20 protein-coding genes are annotated in these 18,144 nt (G+C 45.4%); 13 read left to right on the plus strand and 7 right to left on the minus strand.

What is annotated here, in order from left to right:
- The first annotated feature begins 57 nt into the window (after positions 1-57).
- Positions 58-501, plus strand: a complete 444-nt coding sequence (locus tag WCY20_RS01490) for a DoxX family protein (RefSeq protein WP_345976494.1) — start codon at positions 58-60, stop codon at positions 499-501.
- 34 nt (positions 502-535) lie between these two features.
- On the opposite strand, the gene WCY20_RS01495 is transcribed toward WCY20_RS01490, so the two are convergent.
- The gene (locus WCY20_RS01495; protein ID WP_345976496.1) at positions 536-766 is read right to left on the minus strand and encodes a hypothetical protein; all 231 of its coding nucleotides are present in this window, start codon (positions 764-766) and stop codon (positions 536-538) included.
- A gap of 191 nt (positions 767-957) precedes the next feature.
- Between WCY20_RS01495 and WCY20_RS01500 the strand changes: the two genes are divergently transcribed.
- Positions 958-2,832, plus strand: a complete 1,875-nt coding sequence (locus tag WCY20_RS01500) for an alkaline phosphatase PhoX (protein ID WP_345976498.1) — start codon at positions 958-960, stop codon at positions 2,830-2,832.
- Positions 2,833-2,932: 100 nt separating this feature from the next.
- On the plus strand, positions 2,933-4,717 hold the full coding sequence (locus WCY20_RS01505) for a hypothetical protein (RefSeq protein WP_345976500.1): 1,785 nt from the start codon (positions 2,933-2,935) through the stop codon (positions 4,715-4,717).
- Here the strand turns inward: WCY20_RS01505 and WCY20_RS01510 are convergent.
- The 4 genes from WCY20_RS01510 to nadD are packed head-to-tail and all read right to left on the minus strand — an operon-like array spanning position 4,714 to position 6,725.
- Entirely contained in the window at positions 4,714-5,262 is a 549-nt protein-coding gene (locus tag WCY20_RS01510; RefSeq protein ID WP_345976502.1) for a ribonuclease HII, read from the minus strand. The two genes, WCY20_RS01505 and WCY20_RS01510, sit on opposite strands and share 4 nt — an antisense overlap.
- A 33-nt stretch (positions 5,263-5,295) precedes the next feature.
- On the minus strand, positions 5,296-5,796 hold the full coding sequence (locus tag WCY20_RS01515; protein ID WP_345976503.1) for a hypothetical protein: 501 nt from the start codon (positions 5,794-5,796) through the stop codon (positions 5,296-5,298).
- Positions 5,797-5,851: 55 nt separating this feature from the next.
- Positions 5,852-6,181: a ribosome silencing factor gene (gene rsfS, locus WCY20_RS01520; protein WP_345976504.1), complete on the minus strand. Its 330-nt coding sequence runs from the start codon at positions 6,179-6,181 to the stop codon at positions 5,852-5,854.
- Positions 6,165-6,725: a nicotinate (nicotinamide) nucleotide adenylyltransferase gene (nadD, locus tag WCY20_RS01525; RefSeq protein ID WP_345976506.1), complete on the minus strand. Its 561-nt coding sequence runs from the start codon at positions 6,723-6,725 to the stop codon at positions 6,165-6,167. The genes rsfS and nadD overlap by 17 nt, the downstream gene beginning before the upstream one ends.
- Positions 6,726-6,856: 131 nt before the next feature.
- Here nadD and gap point away from each other — a divergent pair, with 131 nt between their 5' ends.
- Genes gap through fabI form a run of 4 tightly spaced genes read left to right on the plus strand, consistent with a single transcriptional unit; the run spans position 6,857 to position 10,608 of the window.
- Positions 6,857-7,849: a type I glyceraldehyde-3-phosphate dehydrogenase gene (gene gap / locus WCY20_RS01530; protein WP_345976508.1), complete on the plus strand. Its 993-nt coding sequence runs from the start codon at positions 6,857-6,859 to the stop codon at positions 7,847-7,849.
- Between the two features lie 11 nt (positions 7,850-7,860).
- On the plus strand, positions 7,861-9,066 hold the full coding sequence (locus tag WCY20_RS01535) for a phosphoglycerate kinase (protein ID WP_345976509.1): 1,206 nt from the start codon (positions 7,861-7,863) through the stop codon (positions 9,064-9,066).
- The gene (locus tag WCY20_RS01540) at positions 9,063-9,785 is read left to right on the plus strand and encodes a triose-phosphate isomerase (RefSeq protein WP_345976510.1); all 723 of its coding nucleotides are present in this window, start codon (positions 9,063-9,065) and stop codon (positions 9,783-9,785) included. The genes WCY20_RS01535 and WCY20_RS01540 overlap by 4 nt, the downstream gene beginning before the upstream one ends.
- Before the next feature lies 1 nt (position 9,786).
- A complete protein-coding gene (gene fabI, locus WCY20_RS01545) occupies positions 9,787-10,608 on the plus strand; it encodes an enoyl-ACP reductase FabI (RefSeq protein ID WP_345976511.1) in 822 nt (273 codons plus the stop codon).
- A 784-nt stretch (positions 10,609-11,392) separates the two neighbouring features.
- Here the strand turns inward: fabI and WCY20_RS01550 are convergent.
- Positions 11,393-11,830, minus strand: a complete 438-nt coding sequence (locus WCY20_RS01550; protein ID WP_345976512.1) for a hypothetical protein — start codon at positions 11,828-11,830, stop codon at positions 11,393-11,395.
- A gap of 264 nt (positions 11,831-12,094) precedes the next feature.
- Between WCY20_RS01550 and WCY20_RS01555 the strand changes: the two genes are divergently transcribed.
- Positions 12,095-13,306 (plus strand): hypothetical protein, encoded by a 1,212-nt coding sequence (locus WCY20_RS01555; RefSeq protein ID WP_345976513.1) that lies wholly within the window; start codon positions 12,095-12,097, stop codon positions 13,304-13,306.
- Positions 13,307-13,658: 352 nt separating this feature from the next.
- On the plus strand, positions 13,659-14,897 hold the full coding sequence (locus WCY20_RS01560) for a hypothetical protein (protein ID WP_345976514.1): 1,239 nt from the start codon (positions 13,659-13,661) through the stop codon (positions 14,895-14,897).
- A gap of 171 nt (positions 14,898-15,068) precedes the next feature.
- On the opposite strand, the gene WCY20_RS01565 is transcribed toward WCY20_RS01560, so the two are convergent.
- On the minus strand, positions 15,069-16,166 hold the full coding sequence (locus WCY20_RS01565) for an ATP-binding protein (protein ID WP_345976515.1): 1,098 nt from the start codon (positions 16,164-16,166) through the stop codon (positions 15,069-15,071).
- Between the two features lie 182 nt (positions 16,167-16,348).
- Between WCY20_RS01565 and rpsJ the strand changes: the two genes are divergently transcribed.
- The 4 genes from rpsJ to WCY20_RS01585 are packed head-to-tail and all read left to right on the plus strand — an operon-like array spanning position 16,349 to position 18,143.
- Positions 16,349-16,660 (plus strand): 30S ribosomal protein S10, encoded by a 312-nt coding sequence (gene rpsJ / locus WCY20_RS01570; protein ID WP_345976516.1) that lies wholly within the window; start codon positions 16,349-16,351, stop codon positions 16,658-16,660.
- Between the two features lie 12 nt (positions 16,661-16,672).
- The gene (rplC, locus tag WCY20_RS01575) at positions 16,673-17,248 is read left to right on the plus strand and encodes a 50S ribosomal protein L3 (protein WP_345976517.1); all 576 of its coding nucleotides are present in this window, start codon (positions 16,673-16,675) and stop codon (positions 17,246-17,248) included.
- A complete protein-coding gene (gene rplD, locus WCY20_RS01580; protein WP_345976518.1) occupies positions 17,248-17,862 on the plus strand; it encodes a 50S ribosomal protein L4 in 615 nt (204 codons plus the stop codon). The genes rplC and rplD overlap by 1 nt, the downstream gene beginning before the upstream one ends.
- A complete protein-coding gene (locus WCY20_RS01585) occupies positions 17,862-18,143 on the plus strand; it encodes a 50S ribosomal protein L23 (protein WP_345976519.1) in 282 nt (93 codons plus the stop codon). Before rplD ends, WCY20_RS01585 begins: the two co-directional genes overlap by 1 nt.
- Position 18,144 lies beyond the last annotated feature (1 nt).

Raw genomic sequence — 18,144 nt, forward strand, 5'->3', positions numbered from 1 at the left:
GTTTACATCAGTTATGAGTGCACTAACCAAAACCGGAGCTAGTAAAAAGGAGATGTTATGCAATGCCAAATTACGAAACTCTGCAAGTTGGTCGAACCCCTTCTGGAGAAGCTTCAAAGTGTATCACTGCTTTTTTTACGTCTGATACTGGCGTACGGCTTTTACGAGCCGGCAAAAATGAAGTGGAGTGATATTGGTTCCGTCGCGGAGTGGTTTGGTTCGATGGGGCTTCCATTGCCGACACTGCAGGCTTATTTAGCCGCTTCCACTGAAGCTCTGGGTGTGTTGTTATTGACCCTCGGGCTGGCGACACGCCTTATCTCGATTCCGCTGATCATTGTGATGATTGTCGCGATCGTAACGGTGCACCTACCGCACGGTTTCAGTTCAGGCGATAACGGGTTTGAGATTCCGCTTTACTATATGCTGATGCTCTTTGTCCTTGTCACTCACGGAGCAGGAAAGTTTTCGGTCGATCATTTTCTATACAAAGAAAAGTAATCTTCTTTCAGAGTGGCGAAGCCGCCTCTTCGCTCTAACTGTCTTCCCTATACTTCGAAATACCACAGGGCTGGTTCGGCGTCGGCGGATTCTCTTTTAGGTACGTCAAATCTTCTAGTGTCTGTTTCAATACTTTTTTCTGCTGCAAAAGAGGCAGCATCAGGTTGTCTTTTTCCGTCAGGTTTATAGACCAGTCCATCAGTATATTCTCGACCTCTTTATCCAGGTCTGCAAGGGCGTTATTGATATGTTCAATTGATTTCATAGTGCAAGTGTAACAGTAAAAGAGTATAGCGTGAATGAAAACCTCGGGATAATCCAAATATTTAAACAATACACAATACGTTCTTGTAATCAAACTGTATTGGAAAGTTTATTTTCTTGTGTCGTACCGGATACATCGGGGTAATAAATATCTTCTATTCTTCTGCCGTAATTTTGAATGAAGGAAGATTTATGGAAATGAAAAAACCGATGATGATCATGTTGTCTGCAGCAGTGGCAACAGCACTGTTTATGACAGGATGCAACGACGGTACAGATGGTGTAGACGGTATTGATGCCACAGCAGGTAGTCTTTATTTCGAAGAGCTTAGCGCACCGGTAACCGACACCGAGAAGATGGAGATCCGTACAGCTAAAAGTGTTACTTATGCCAACGGAAGCACGGACACAATAGGGTTCACAGAACTGATCTCAGCAAGCACGCTAGATAATGGTGAAACATTTGGTCTTTTAAAAGACAATACCGATACACCGATCACGTATGCGGACGGCAGTCCGTTTATCTGTGACGGGGCAAATGGAAATGCCCTGGGTTCAGGTCTGGATCACTCGTCTATTCTCCAAAAAGATGGCCGTCTTTTCATGGTGTCTCAGTTTGAGTGTGAAGTGGGTGCGATGTACGGTATGGAGCTTGAGCAGGACAGTGAGGGTACTTTATCTGTCAAGGCCGATTCACTTAAATATATCAGCCAAGCCGATGGTTTTGGCGGCTGGGTACACTGTGCGGGTGTAACGACACCGTGGGAATCACACCTCGGAAGTGAAGAGTATGAACCGAATGCGAGAGCGGTCGAAGAAGATCTAAATGCAACGACAATGTTGACCGGTAACAAATATTATGATGAAGTGACAAAATACTACTGGGCTGATGAAAACAACACAAATGTTTCGGCAAACAACAATCCGTATTACTACGGTTATATCCCGGAAGTTACGGTGGATGCGACTGCTGCTACACCAACATATCACTATACAAAACACTTCAGTATGGGCCGCGGAGCGTGGGAACTTGCGTATGTCATGCCGGATGAAAAGACAGCATATTTATCAGATGACGGTACCAATGTCGGTTTCTACATGTATGTGGCGGACACGGCGAAAGACCTTAGCGCCGGTACACTTTATGCCGCTAAATGGATTCAGACATCTGCTAAAAACGGCGGGGCTGCCGACCTGGTCTGGATCAAACTGGGGCACGGAACAGATGCGGAACTTAAAACTATCGTTGCTTCAGAACCGAAATTCAGCGATATCTTTACAATAGGTACGGTAAGCAATAGTAGTTGTGATACCGGATTTACGTATGTCAATACGGCCATGGGTGAAGAGTGTCTACAGCTTAACGCCGGAAAAGAGACGGAAGCCGCATTCCTCGAGACCAGAAGATATGCTGCAATGCTTGGTGCTACGACAGAATTTAGAAAAGAAGAGGGCATCACATTCAACCCTGATGAGCGCAAACTCTATGTCGCTATGAGCCAGGTAACGAAAGGGATGTCCGATACTGCCGGTGATATTCAAATTGAAGAAGCGAACAGTTGTGGCGCGGTCTACGCACTGGATGTTCATGGTGCAACAGAAGTCGCTTATGACATCAACAGCAACGTGATCAACAGTGCATATGTTGTGAAAAATACACGTGCTGAGGTTATCGGTGCACCGGCAAGCTACCCTGCCGGTTCAACTTATGAGGCATACACATGTTCTGTTAACGGGATCGCCAACCCGGACAATGTGACTTTCCTTGAAGGGAAAAACACACTGATCATTGGGGAAGACACTGGTTCACATCCAAACGACTTCGTATGGTCGTACGATACGAAGACAAAAGAGCTGACACGCATTGTCTCAACACCGTACGGTTCTGAAACGACATCACCGTTCTGGTACAAAGATATCAACGGCTACGGCTACTTGAGTCTGGTGACACAACACCCATTCGGTGAAGTCAGTTCAGGTGACGTCGATTACAGCTTGGAAGCAAGTGCAACGGAACTACAGAAACAGTCATCTGTCGGTGTCGTCGGACCGTTTAAAAGCTGGTAATCATTTTTAAACAACAACCGAGAGAAGGAGGGTTTCCTTCTCTTTTTTTAGAGATAGCCCATATCTTTAAAAAAAGAGAATGTGTTTTGATGAGGATCTTATGAAATATTATATTTTAGCAGGTGTCATTTTAGTCGGTGCATATGTGTTAGGCTGCGGTAGTGCCGAAAACGGTGCTGCCGATACAAATGAGACGGAGGCACTTGCCTTCATAGCCGGTTACGAGAGTAATAACTCGCTTTATAACACTCGAAATATCGTGCCGGTCACGATCGACTTCTTTTCTACGACACCTCTAAACAACAGGGGTGCCTATGTGACCAGCCAGTGTTATACAAAAACCGTTGATGATAAAGGGACGGTCCACAACCCATGTTACGCATGCCACATCAACTCAAAAGAACCGAACTATGTCAATGATGCGGACCTGCAGGAGAGCTACGCTTTTGGAGAATATACCCAGACCAACAGGTTTACGAACCTTTTTAAAGACAGAACCGCTTTGGTCGGCCAGATAAGCGATGATGAGATCGTCAGTTATGTAAGAGAGAACAATTATATGCAGCAAGGGCAGATCCTTTTGGCCAACAAGCTGAAAAACCCGCCGACGGAGTGGGATATCAACAGTGACGGAAAGTGGGGCGGATATGTGCCGGACTGTTATTTTAATTTTGATGATGCAGGTTTTGACAAGTCCCCGGATAACGCATTTACCGGCTGGAGAGCTTTCGGATATTATCCCTTCTTAGGTACTTTCTGGCCGACAAACGGCAGTACCGACGATGTGCTTATCCGGCTATCAAGTGAGTTCATGCTGGATGAGAACGGTCATTTTGACCGAGACGTCTATGCATTGAACCTAACTATCGTAGAGGCGCTGATAAAACAGAAAAATATTATGATTGATGAGGTTGACGAGCACCTGTACGGTGTCGACCTGAATCAGGACGGCGTCTTAAATAGGACAGCAGAGATCGTCTTCAGATGGGAGAAGCCAAGCTATGACCCCGTAAGCGGAAAGATAACAGGTTTTTCGATGAGTTATGTCGGACTGGCTAAATCGCTGCTGATTGAAAATGAGTACCTGATCGCACCGGGGCTCTACCCAAAAAACACAGAGTTCTTGCATAGTGTAAGGTATATCGATGTCGATGAGAGTACACAGAATATTACAATGGCGCCCAGAATGAAAGAGCTGCGATACGCCAGGAAAAAAGCATGGATTACGTATGCAGCACTTTCCAACGCGACACTGACCGATATCAAGGAGAAAGATGCCTTTCCGGATAGATTGCGAACGGTCACCGGCAACTCCGAATATGGTGCTCTAAATAATATCGGCTGGGTCTACCAGGGGTTTATCGAAGATGAGCAGGGGGAACTCAGACCGCAGAACTATGAAGAGACACAATACTGTATCGGATGTCATAGCGGCATAGGTGCGATCGCGGACAGTACTTTTGTTTTTCAGAGAAAGTTTGACAAGAGTCACTTTCAAAATGGCTGGTATCACTGGACGCAGGATGCCAATGGGCTCAAAAACATCATAGAGCCGAAGACGCAGGATGGGAAATATGAATATTCGCAATACCTGGAAGTCAATCATGCAGGCGATGAGTTCAGGGCGAATAACGAAGTGATGGAAAGGTTTTTTGATGACAATGGTGCACTCCTGAACAGCGAAGTCGAGAAGATAAAAGATGATGTTTCTTATCTTTTGTACCCATCCGTATCAAGAGCCAAAGAGTTGAATAAAGCGTACAAGATCATTGTCGAAGAGCAGAGTTTTATCTATGGCCGAGATGCCCATGTCAAACCCGTTGAAAGCGTACACCGTGAAGTTGTGCCGGATACACCGACCAAGGTCGCGGTCATTAGACGCTAAAAGAGGGTCGCCTCCAGCGCTTTTAGCTTGAAACTCCGGCGATGTTCAGGTGTGTAGCCGTACTTTTTGATCGCTTCGATATGGGCTTTGGTCCCATAACCTTTATGCTTTTCAAAATCATATTCAGGGTATGTCTTTGAGAATTCGATCATCTCCCTGTCATGGGTCACTTTGGCCAGGATCGAAGCGGCACTCACCTCTTCGACTTTGGCATCGGCCTTGACCATGGTCTTCAGGTTTTTCACACCGAAAGTGGTGTTCCCGTCAACGAGGTAGTTGTCACATTTTATTGTTGACTGGATCTCCTGAAGTGCAATGCTCATGCATTCGGAGATCCCTAATTCGTCAACGCTGTGGGCCGGAAAGGTGACGATGTGGTAGGTGGCGCTTTCAATGATCTGCGGGTAGAGCAGTTCACGCTTTTTTTCACTGATCTTTTTTGAGTCCATAAGCCCTTCGACCGGTTTGTTGAGTACAACACCGGCCACAACCAATGAACCGGCAATCGGTCCTCGTCCAGCTTCGTCAATTCCGCAAAGTGCCATAGATGTCTCCTTTTTTCAGTCATCGTATCATAACTAAAATCGCCATGAAAAATAGGTGAAGAGGAAACCGGTGACGTCGACATCCCGGTAGTGAAAAGAGGGGACGTACATAAGATTGATGCTGGCATCACTATAGTAGAAGTTAAGCGCGGGTGCGATTCCGCCCATCAGGCCGTACTTTCCGCCATCACGACTGTTGTCGTTATCGTCATAGATCTTTTTCCAGCCTATGAAGCCTGACAGTCCTACGGCGCTCTGCAGAGCGCCGGTGTCAAAACGGATATAGTGGCCGGCACCGAGGGTGAATTGGGGGTTGTAATAGGAGTCGTTGAGCAGCAGTGTATTAAGACCGAGGTAGAACTTTCTCTCCTCCTGGTAAAAATTATACTCATACCCAAGACCGTAGTTGAAAGCATTGTAGGTCTCGCCGAAACGGCTGCTTCTTTTTTCATGAAGGGCAAAACCGGAAAGAAGAAGGCGCTGTTCATTTCCAAAGAGTAATAAGGGGAGGAGGAGAAAAAGGTATCTTTTCATAGATGGGCAAGCCATTTTCAGACGCTTGCGATAAAATGAGCGTCGGCAGAGAGGATTATGCCTCTTCGCTGTTTTTGCGTAGAGAGCTTAAGAACGTCTCTAAGTCATAGCGGCTGCGGTATTCCGGTGTCATGATGTGAATCAGGATGTCGCCAAGGTCGACGGCGATCCACTCCCCGCTCTCATCAGTCCCTAAAAACTGCTCTTCGGGCTTTAGACCGCGTTTGAGATGGTCAAGTAAAGCTTCGGTGTGGCGGGTACCGAGTGACGAGGCGATAATGACATAGTCAACAAAGTAGTCGCGGCCGCGAAGGTCAAAGACCTCAATGGCTTCTGCTTTGTTAGTGTCCAGGATAGTTGTGATTTTGTTAATGCGATCTTGCATGGTTTTCCTCAAGTTGTTTTTTAGGGTAATACCCTGTAATGGCTGCGGCAACTTCGCTTGGAAGGTGCTCATCTGTCATCTCTTTTCTAAGTTGTGTCGAACTGATGGCCTGTCTGACGTCTAACTGAATATAGTTCTGTCCGATCTCGATCTTGTCGCGGGTGGCGACAACCCAGGTGACCAGTTTGTCAAGTTCTTCGTACCGGTGCCATTTTTTCAGCGAAGCCAGGTTATCGGCACCGATGATAAAATAGATCTTGTCATATAAACCGCAAAAGTGCTTGACCGTCTCAATGCTTCTTACGGGCCGGTTCTGGCTGGTCTCAAAGTCACTTACTTCAACACGATCTTCATCTTTAAAGATCTCTCTCAGCCAGCTAAGACGAAGTGCTGCAGGTGCATGTGTGCCCGTTTTAAAAGGGTTGACAAAAGCAGGCACAATAATGAGCCTTTCGATATCAAGTTTGTCCAGGGCTGCAGTGACAACATGAACGTGACCGAGATGGGGCGGATCAAAAGAGCCGCCGTAAAGTGCTATATCCATTGTTGAAACCTCTATTGCTGTTTCAATTTATCGAAATTATAGCTGAATTTCGTTAGAATCACCCAACAATAATCTAACTTTTATGACGTCTGACGAAGTAGAGAGGCGTTCATAGTACATCAGGACAAAAAATGGCATTGAAGATTGCGATTAACGGATTAGGGCGGATCGGTAGATGTGTAGCGCGTATTATTGCGGACAGAGATGATATTGAGCTTGTGGCAGTCAATGCAAGCGGTGCGCATGAAATGATCGAATACAACGTTAAATACGATTCAGTTCACGGTATACGTAAAGATGCAAAAGTAGAAGAGGGGTATCTCTGTATCGGTAAAGACAGAGCCAAGATCCTCTCTGAACGTGATCCGGCAAAACTTAACTTCGCTGAATTCGGTGCTGAGATCGTACTTGAATGTACGGGCGCATTTTTAACCAAGGAGAGTGTGCAGCCTTACCTCGATAACGGTGTCAAAAAAGTACTTTTCTCCGCCCCTGCCAAAGATGATACGGCTACTTTCGTCATCGGTGCCAATGAAGAGAGTTATGCCGGTCAGTCTGTCGTTTCCAATGCAAGCTGTACAACCAACGGTCTGGCGCCTTTGGCCAAAGTGCTTGATGACGCATTCGGCATAGAAAACGGTTTGATGACAACGATCCACAGCTATACATCATCACAGCCTATTCTTGATGCCAAACATAAAAAAGATCCGAGAAAAGGACGTTCAGGCGCAACCAACCTGGTCCCTACGACCACCGGAGCGGCAAAAGCGATCTCAAAAGTACTTCCGTCTCTTGAGGGTAAGCTCAACGGTCAGGCGATCCGGGTCCCGACGGCCGACGTCTCTATGGTAGACCTTACGGTCACCCTCTCAAAAGATGTTACGCTAGAGGAGATAAAAACGGCCTTTATCGCGGCCAGTGAAGGTTCACATAAAGGTATTTTGGGTGTTGATGAAGAGTACAGGGTCTCTCAGGATTTTGTCGGTGAAGAACGAAGTACTGTCGTCGCACTCGATACGATACAGGTGATCGATGGAAACCTGGTCAAGGTACTTTCCTGGTATGACAATGAGTGGGGATATTCCAGTCGCCTGGTCGATATGGCTATCCACATCAGTAAATAGGGATTTAAAGAATGCAGCTTTTAAATATTAAAGATATAGACCTTTATCGTAAAAAAGTTTTTATCCGTTGTGATTTTAATGTACCGATGGACGAGTTCGGCAATATTACGGATGACCGCCGTATCCGTTCCGCCGTTGCGACGATCAACTACTGTTTAGACCAGGATTGTGCCGTTATCTTGGCGTCACACATGGGTCGTCCAAAAGGTGAGATCGATAAAAAATATTCTCTCGAACCTGTCCAGCTGCGTCTTCAACAGCTGCTTAAACGCCATGTCGATCTTGCGAAAGATGTGGTTGGCGAGGACGCAATGCAAAAAGCATATGACCTCCCTAATCATGAAGTGCTACTGCTTGAAAACCTCCGTTTTGAAAAAGGTGAGACGAAAAATGATGAGAAACTTTCGAAAAAACTTGCCGAAATGGCAGAGGTCTACATCAACGATGCGTTCGGTGTAAGCCATAGAGCACACGCTTCTGTCGAGGGTATTACCCATTTCTTCGACAACGATCACAAAGCGGCCGGTTTTCTCCTGCAAAAAGAGATCAAGTTTTTCGGTACGCTGATCAGGCGCCCGACACGTCCGTTCGCGGCTATTGTCGGCGGTTCGAAAGTCTCTGGAAAACTTGAAGCGCTGATCAATCTGCTGCCAAGAGTCGATAAAGTATTGATCGGTGGCGGTATGGCCTTTACGTTTTTGAAGCAATTGGGTTATGATGTAGGCAACTCGCTTGTCGAAGACGATCTTCTTGAAGAAGCGCAGCACATCATGGATGAAGCACGCCGTTTGGGTGTCAAGTTTTATCTGCCGGTCGATGTTGTCGCGGCCCAGACCTTTGCAGCTGATTCGGTGAGCAAGGTAACATCGGCACAGGAGATCCCAAAAGGGTGGATGGGTCTTGACATCGGTCCGGCAACAGTGCGCCTTTACCGTTCAGTCCTTGCCGATGTCCAGACGGTCCTGTGGAACGGTCCAATGGGCGTTTATGAGATGGATCGCTTCGCACGCGGATCCAATAAGATCGCACATCTGGTTGCTGATTCGTATGCGACAACTGTTGTCGGCGGCGGTGACACGGCTGACCTGGTTCAGCGTGTAGGTGTAGATGAGGAACTGACTTTTATCTCTACAGGTGGCGGTGCATCGCTTGAACTGCTTGAGGGTAAAGTGCTTCCGGGTGTTAAACCATTGATTGTAGAGGAAGAAGAAGAGTGATCATTGCGGCCAATTTCAAGACCAATATGACACGTGCCCAGACGGCAGAGTACTATACAAAGGTCTCCGGTTTTATTACAGAAAAGGGGATCTCTTCAGAAGCGATGATCTTTCCTCCGGCAACGGCGTTTAATACTTTTGAGGGTGTCCTTACAGTAGGTGCACAAAATGCCTTCGCGGTGGAAAACGGAGCCTATACCGGTGAGATCGGTCTCGAACAGCTCGACGAATTCGGTATCAAAACCATTCTTGTCGGCCACTCGGAACGCCGTCACATATTGGGCGAATCACAGGAACTGATTATCGAAAAATTCAACTATTATAAAGAGAAGGGTTTTACGATCGTCTATTGTATCGGCGAGCCTATCGAAGTACGTGAAGAGGGGAACGAGGCCCTGATGAACTATCTCGATGATCAGTTTGAGGGTATCGACCTGGAGTATGAGAAACTCATCATTGCATACGAGCCTGTTTGGGCGATCGGTACAGGGGTAACACCGAGCGAAGATGATGTGGAGTTGATCCACACCGCTCTTCGTCAGAAAACCAGCCGTCCGCTGCTGTACGGCGGCAGTGTGAAAACAGCCAATGCCAAAGAGCTGCTGGCACTCAACAACGTCGACGGGGCATTGATCGGCAGCGGGGCACTGAATGCGGAAGATTTTTGTACGATACTTTCGATAGCAGAGAATATAACAAATAACAGAGAGGGAAAATAAAATGTTGATGAAAGGCAAAAAGGGGTTGATCGTCGGCCTTGCAAATGACAAATCGATCGCTTACGGTATTGCCAAAGCGTGCGCCGACCAGGGGGCGGAACTTGCATTTACCTATTTGAATGATGCGTTGAAAAAGCGTGTCGAGCCGATAGCAAAGTCGTTCGGAAGCGAGAAGGTCTATGAACTCGATGTTTCGAACGAGGAACACATGAATGCGATTGCCGATCATATTTCCGAGGATATGGGGCAGATAGATTTTCTTGTGCACTCGGTTGCATTTGCTCCGAAAGAGGCATTGACGGGCAGCTTTATGGAAACAAGCAAAAGTGCTTTCAACATAGCGATGGAAATATCGGTCTTCTCATTTATTGAATTGACGCATAAACTGCAGCCGGTTCTTGCCGATGACGCTTCGATCCTGACGCTCAGCTATCTTGGCGGGCCGCAATATGTCGCTAACTATAATGTAATGGGCGTCGCAAAAGCGGCACTCGAATCGGCGGTGCGTTATATGGCTGTCGATCTTGGCAACAAAGGCCAGCGTGTCAATGCCATCAGCGCCGGACCGATCAAGACTTTGGCCGCTGCCGGAATCGGTGATTTCAAATCGATTTTGAAATGGAACGAAGTCAATGCGCCGATGCGTAAAAACGTCACGATCGAGGAGGTGGGCAACTCGGCGATGTACCTTCTGAGCGATCTCGCATCGGGTGTGTCGGGCGAAGTGCACTACGTCGATGCCGGTTACAACATCATGGGCATGGCTAATGTTGAGAAAAATGCCGAAGGCAAAACAGTTTTCTCCTGGGATGAGAACAAGTAATTCTTAAACTGATTGACTGATGCTGAGGTCACTCCTGTCAGAACGGGAATGACGTTGGCAGATCGTCAGCAATGACATATTTCATACTCTTCTAAATATCTTTCCTAACACCGCACTATAGATTTTCACTGTCAAGACATGTTCCATCCCTGTAAACCTACTTGCATTAAGATAAGAGTTGTCATTTGTTTACTCTCGAAAGTGGTATGTTATTAGTTTACATTCAAGGGGCGTCGTAGACATTGATTCCGGCAGAAGTGCCGAAATGCCATCAGGAAAGAGGTAGAGTCCGAGCAGTGACTTTTGGCCGGAAGGTGTAGCTCTTCTTCTTTTTCGTTAGGTTTTTTCTCCACAGAAACATTTTGTCCAGCAAAAACGGTACCCCTTGTTTTGAGCTAACAAGAAGATAAAAAACTAAAGTGCAATACCGGACGATACTTAAGTGCCAATAGCACAATACAGGAAGAAGCTAAATTCCGAGTGAAATGTTACATCGTAAAAAATGACATCCTGACTGTCAAAATGCAGTAAAAAAATTTGATAATCGCAGAAGTCTATTATTGTTATGGATTCAGCCTTTGCGATGCGGAATTTAGTTCCGCCCTGCATTAGTCTTTAGTCTTTTATCTTTTCTGTCACGCCGGAAAAGAGACCATGAGGAAAAAAAAGAGGCGTTTTTTTATGCTCCCTGTGCGTAACAGCTGCCTCTCGGATGATGTAAATAAAAGAACGTACGATAATAGAAAGGTGTATGCGAAAGGTTATGGGCGGGTATATACCTTGATCAGCGTCGATCGATCTTTCCGATCCCCGGCATCGCATCGATCTGCTCAGCATGTGAGGGAGTTTTTGTCATGTTGGCATCATGCTTTTTCTTGTTATCAAGGTAGAGAGCTGCTTTGTCGACATAATACTGCAACCCCGAAGAGTTGATGTCATCCGCTGTTTGAACAGCACCATCTGTTCTGTTTTCGGTATTGTCCTGCTGCTCTTGTGCTGTCGAAGTGTTACTTTCTGTAAACATTTTCCACTCCCCGTTAATCCACTCATTGGTGTTTTTTTGCATGATGCGATGCTCCTTATGGTCATCACTGGCAGTTGTTGATGGGGACACTTTCTGTAAAGCACTGTTTTGCGAAGGTGGTGTTGTGGCGGTATCTTTGTTGCCACCATCGACAATATCCTGCAGTACATGGCCACTGCAGCCGCTAAGAAGGTTCATGAGAAATAAAAAGTGTGTGAGATGTTTGAGAAAAGACATGACTATAAGACTACTCCTCTTAATATAAAGAACAGATTAATCTATTGAACTAATACAGGTTAAATGCTATTAGTAGGTATTCATGTGAAAATAGGTGTGATAAAAGTGTGATAGGCCCCCTGTAATAGGGAAGTAACAAATTGTATAATCAAAAGAAATCTTTAAGATAACTGTGATAAACTGGATGCTGACAAAACACAGTCACACTGTTCTTAAGGAGAATATATGAAATTAGTTAAAATGAGTTTATTGGCGGCAACGCTAGTCGCATCAAGTGCATTCGCAATCGATAACGTAAAAGTATCGGGTGATGCCAAATTGTATTACGCTACAAATGATGGCGATAATATGGTAGCTGACGCAGCACTGTTCAATAAAGACTCATCAGCTGGTCAAGCAGCTTTGGGACTTGGTCTTACTGCAGATCTTACTGATGGCGTTTCTGCCGGCGTACACATGACAGCTCTTTCTGCAATGGGTCTTACTAACATTGTTAGCAATGTATGGGAAGGTGCACTAACAGACGAATACTGGTTTGACGAAGCATGGCTTGCAGGTACATACGGTAAGACAACGGCTAAAGTCGGTCGTATGACGCTGGATACACCTCTTGCATTTACTGAGACATGGTCAATCGCTAAAAATACTTTTGAAGCGGGTGTACTTCTAAACCAAGATATCCCTGACACGACATTAGTTGGTGCTTATATCGGCGAATCTAATGCCGGTGGTGCTGGTCTATATGGAAATGTTATTGCTAATTTTGATGGAAACCAAAACACAAACTTCGGTCTTGTTAACGGTGGAAAAGGTGCATACGCGGTAGGTGCTGTGAACAACTCATGGACGCCATTGACTGTTCAAGGTTGGTACTATAACCTTCCATCTTTTGCAACTGCATACTGGGTTCAAGGGGACTTGGCATTTGATATGGGTCTGTCTGTAGGTGCACAGGTTGCCGGAATCGATGTAAATGCAATTCCAACTGGTGATACAAGCAATACTGCTTTTGCCGGAAAAGTCGGTTATGAGATGAAAGACACATTTGCTGTTTCTGTAGCTGGTTCACAAACGGGCGAGAACGACAATGGCGTAGGTGCCGGTTTCAACGTCTTCGGTGTACAGTCAAAACTCTATACGGAAGCATGGTGGAACTACGGATATATCACTCGTGCTGATACAACTGCAATCAACGTGACTGCAACAACTCCGGAAGCGTTGACATGGGTTGCATTAGGTCTTTATGCTACACAAACAACTACTACAGACGGTGTTGCAGCAGGAACGGATCTTGAGATGACAGATATTACGGTGACTGCATCTAAATCAGTTGGCCCACTGGATGTTACACTTGCAGTTATCAGTACAGAAGCTGATGATCAAAATGCAGGTGACGCTTACCTGACTGCGCAAGCGTACCTTACTTACAACTTCTAATTCTTTGAAGTCTAGCTTTTCCGCCTTCGGGCGGAATCTTTTTTCTGCAATTCATTCAACTTTATCTCTACAGCTCTAAAACAATAAGTCAGTATCCGCCCAGTAAGCATCTCTAATTTTCAACCGCTACCCATTTAGTACTTGATGACAGTAGTACATGTTAATGCCCAATAGCTTCCTGAGTACAAAAACACTATCATCAACAAAACTATAAAATTTGTATCTATTTTATAAGGTCAAGTGAATCTGGTTAGGAAATAAACCGTTATTGATTAAAAATTAATCAAACATTGGTGTTTTAAATGGTCTTGTTATCATATACTTTTTCTACATCTAAATCACGGAGAGTTATATGAAATTAATTAAAATAAGTTTGTTGGCGGCAACGCTGGTTGCATCGAGCGCTTTCGCTATTGATAATGTAAAAGTATCGGGTAATGCTATGTTGTTTTACGGAACTAATGATGGTTTCGACACAGGTTTTAATTCGGATAAAGACGCATCATTGTTCGGTAAAGATTACTCTTGGGGTCAAACATCGTTAGGTCTTGGCGTAACCGCTGATCTAACAGAAGGTGTCTCTTCGGGCGTACACCTAACGGCTATTTCGGCAATGGGTCTTACCAATATTGTCAGCGGCGTCTTTGAAGGCGGGCTGACTGATGAATATTGGTTTGATGAAGCATGGCTTGCCGGTACATACGGTAAAACAACGGCTAAAGTCGGTCGTATGACGTTAGATACACCACTTGCGTTTACGGAAACATGGTCAGTCGCTTACAATACATTTGAAGCCGGTGTACTTATTAATGAAGATATTCCTGATACCACACTAGTCGCTGCTTATATCGGTGAAAGTAATAACGGTAATGCAATGGGTCAGTGGGGTACTGGTCAATATGCGGGTGTGACTGCAGATTGGGACGGAAGCCAAAACACGACTTTCGGTCTGGTAAACGGCGGTAAAGGTGCCTATACAATCGGTGCTGTGAACAACTCATGGACACCGTTGACAGTACAAGGCTGGTTCTATAACCTGCCGTCAGCTGCGACTGCATACTGGGTTCAAGGAGACTTGGCGTTGGATATGGGTCTGTCTGTAGGTGCACAGGTAGCGGGTATCGATGCAAATGTAGCAACAGGCGATTCGAGCAATATTGCCTATGCAGGAAAAGTCGGATATGAAATGAAAGATACGTTTGCAGTTTCTGTGGCTGGTTCACAAATCGGTGAAAATGATAATGGTATCGGTGCCGGTTTCAACGTTTTCGGTGCACAGTCAAAACTCTATACTGAAGCTTGGTGGAACTTCACTTATGTGGCTCGCCCTGATACAACAACGGTCAACGTGACGGCTACAACGCCTGAAGAGTTGACATATGTCGCATTGGGTGTTTACGCTACACAGGCTACTGTCGGTGATAACGGTGGGGCTGCAACAGAAGTGGATATGAGTGAGGTTACGTTGGAAGTGGCGAAATCATTTGGTCCGCTGGATGCAGGTCTCTACTATATCTTTACAGATGCAGAAGATCAAAATAACGGTGACGCATACGGTTCAGCGCAAGTTTACCTTACTTACAACTTCTAATCTATCGAAGTTTTTATCCGCCTTCGGGCGGATCATCCTCCCCTTTACTGTTTCACTGTACAGATAATTTATAGTTTATTGTCACTATTTACTTGTTGCGGCATCATTTAGCTCTCATAGGTATACCTTTATCTTAGTGGTATCAGAGTCTTCGGTGATCGTTTGTTCAAGTCAAAAGTGTTCATCCTCGTGAGATTCTTCTTCGCCTTCGGTTAAAGCCCAGATGCTAAATGGGATCATCTCTACCGGTACAAAAGGGTGCTGAAGCGTCGACTCGTTACTCATCGTGACAACTTCGACTTTTTTGATGCCGTTGGTAATGATAAAGGCCTCGATCTTCTCGATCTGTTTGAAGAGCGCTTCCCGGTTTCCAAAAGGCATACAGAGCACGATACGGTCCTGTGCAGGAATATAAAAGTCGATTCCTTCATCGTAGTAGAGGGTGAACTCTTTTTTGAACATCTCCAAAAAGACCATGTTCTCGAAGAGACGGCCGAAATGTTTCTGGGTGCTGAGCGCATTTTTGACAGAGGTGTCACAATGGTAGAGCTTTTTGACGGCGCGCGGATGGTCGAATTTACCCAACAGATGGATATAGCCCTGACGAGCAAGGGTGTCGACGTTCTTGTAGAGCATGTCTTTGGAGATCTTGCGTGAAGACTTGAGCCGCTCGTAGAGCATATAGGCAGAGACCTTCTGCGTAACAAGGCTGCAGCTCAGAAGCATGATATCAAAACCGGTAGGGGTAAGTGCATACTGCAAACTTCTCTGGATATGCCGGATACGCTCTTCGGAAGGAATGCGGTGCATAGCCGGAAATCCACCGAGCTGGAAAAAGTGGTTGAGCGCGCTTTCGTCGTAACGCGGCTCAAAAGCAAGAAAACCCTCATACTCAAGCGGGTAGAGCCGTATGGTCAATAATTCATCATAGTCGTAATGATCAACAGAGGCGATGATGAGTTGTCGGATTTTGGGCAACGCGACGGCGTCATTATAGTTGTCCAGGGCAACGGTTGAGATATCGTTCTGGTTGCAAAAACGTGTCAGTGTGCTGTTAAGTGCCTCAAAATCGATCCTGAGATCATTGCAGTCTATATAGAGGTAGCTGCTTTTTTTACGCTGGAGCAAGGTGTGTTTGATAAGGGCGGATTTTCCCGACTGGCTGATACCGTTTATCTGGCAGGAACGGTCGTCTATCTGGTAGCGCCTCTCTATGTACTGCGGTGCGTGCAGGTCCTGTTTGTAAAACTCTTCGAGCAGAATCTCCAAATGTGTCCTTCAAAATATAATTGATGCTACAGATTTTATCACTTCCTTCTAAAAAGGAAATAAATTCTGACATATTTCTTAAAATGGCTCCAAAACTCTTGAACTATTGTCGAGTAGTCGGTATAATTCCGCTCCCTACAAATAGTCAGAGCAGTCTGACGAGTTCTTTATGAGGAAAAATTATGGAAAAAATTCGTTTGAAACTTAGAGCTTACGATCATCGTGTACTCGATCGTTCGGTTAGTTCTATCGTTGAAGCGGTAAAGCGTACAGGTGCGGAAATCCGCGGCCCGATCCCTTTGCCAACTAAGGTACGTAAGTACACTGTTCTTAAATCAGTACACGTCAACAAAGATTCACGTGAGCAATTTGAGATCCGTATGCACGCACGTCTAATCGACATCGTTTCTGCTACGCCGGAAACTGTTGATTCACTAATGAAACTAGATCTTGCACCGGAAGTGGACGTTGAAGTTCGCTCTATGGACAAGTAAGGAGCCTAAGAGATGGAATATATTGTTGAAAAAATCGGTATGAGCCGTACAATTACTGTCCCTTCGACTTCAGTGACACTTCTTAAACTAAAAGAGGTGAAAGTGTGCGAAGTAAACGACGGTGTTGCAATCGTATCTTATAACGATGGTAAGAAGTCAAACAAAGCGATCGAAGGTCAGCAGAAGAAATACTCTCTTTCAGCTGAGTTCAACCGTTTCGCAACGATGAAAGTTGCAAACACTGAAGCGGGTGACCTTGATCTTTCTCCACTAGCCGAAGCAAAAATCGTCAAAGCCTCTTTCGAGACTAAAGGTCGCGGTTTTGCCGGTGTTGTAAAACGCTGGAACTTCGGTGGTGGTCCAGGCTCACACGGTCACCGTTTTCACCGTACAGGTGGTTCAATCGGTAATGCTGAGTGGCCAGGTCGCGTTATGAAAGGTCGTAAGATGTCAGGTCAATACGGTAACGAAAAAGTGACTGTAAAAAATGAGATCGTGTCTTTCGATGCTGAGAACGGCGTTATTGCACTTAAAGGTTCAATCCCAGGTGCTAACGGTTCTCTAGGACGTATAAAGGTAGTTAAATAATGAGCGCTGTAGTTCTAAACGATAAATTTGAAAAAGCTTCTGAGCTAACGCTTCCGGAAAGCTTTTCGGGTATCAACCCACACAACCTTTACCTATATGTGAAATCGTACCAAGCTGGTATACGTGCAAACACAGCCTCTACTAAGACACGTTCTGAAGTAAGCGGTGGTGGTAAGAAACCATGGGCTCAAAAGGGTCGTGGTGGTGCTCGTGCCGGTTCAACTCGTTCTCCTGTATGGGTTGGCGGTGGTCAGGTCTTCGGTCCGAAATCGAACCGTAACTATGACCTCAAAGTTAACAAAAAACAAAAAAAAGTTGCACTTAACTTTGCACTGAACGAACTTGCAAATGCTGGAAAGCTTTTCATCGTTGACAGTATCGAAGTGGCTTCTGGTAAAACAAAAGATGCAGCAGCGATCTTTAATAAACTTGAAGTACGTGATGCGCTATTCGTAAAAGAGTTGATTGACGAAAATACATTTATGGCATTCCGCAATCTTCAATCTTGTTACCTAGTTGAAGGTAACGAACTAAATGCTTTCTTAGCAGCAACATACCGTTCAGTCGTTATCGAAAAAGCGGTTTGGGAGAAACTAGTGGAAGGGGCTAAATAATGGCAGATATTACAGATATCAAGTCAATCTTGTATACAGAAAAGACCCTTGGTCTTCAGGAAGATGGTGTTGTCGTTGTACAGACATCTCCTCGTGTGACAAAAACTGGTCTTAAAGAGATCTTCCGTGAGTACTTCGGTATCGTGCCAGCACGTATCAACTCACTGAACCAATCTGGAAAAATTAAAAAATTTCGTGGTGTAACCGGTAAGCAGAACGACTTTAAAAAGTTTTATGTGAAGCTACCAGAAGGTGCACAGATCGAAAGTTTGGCGGTATAAG

Source organism: Sulfurimonas sp. HSL3-7 (assembly GCF_039645985.1).
GTDB lineage: Bacteria > Campylobacterota > Campylobacteria > Campylobacterales > Sulfurimonadaceae > Sulfonitrofixus > Sulfonitrofixus jiaomeiensis.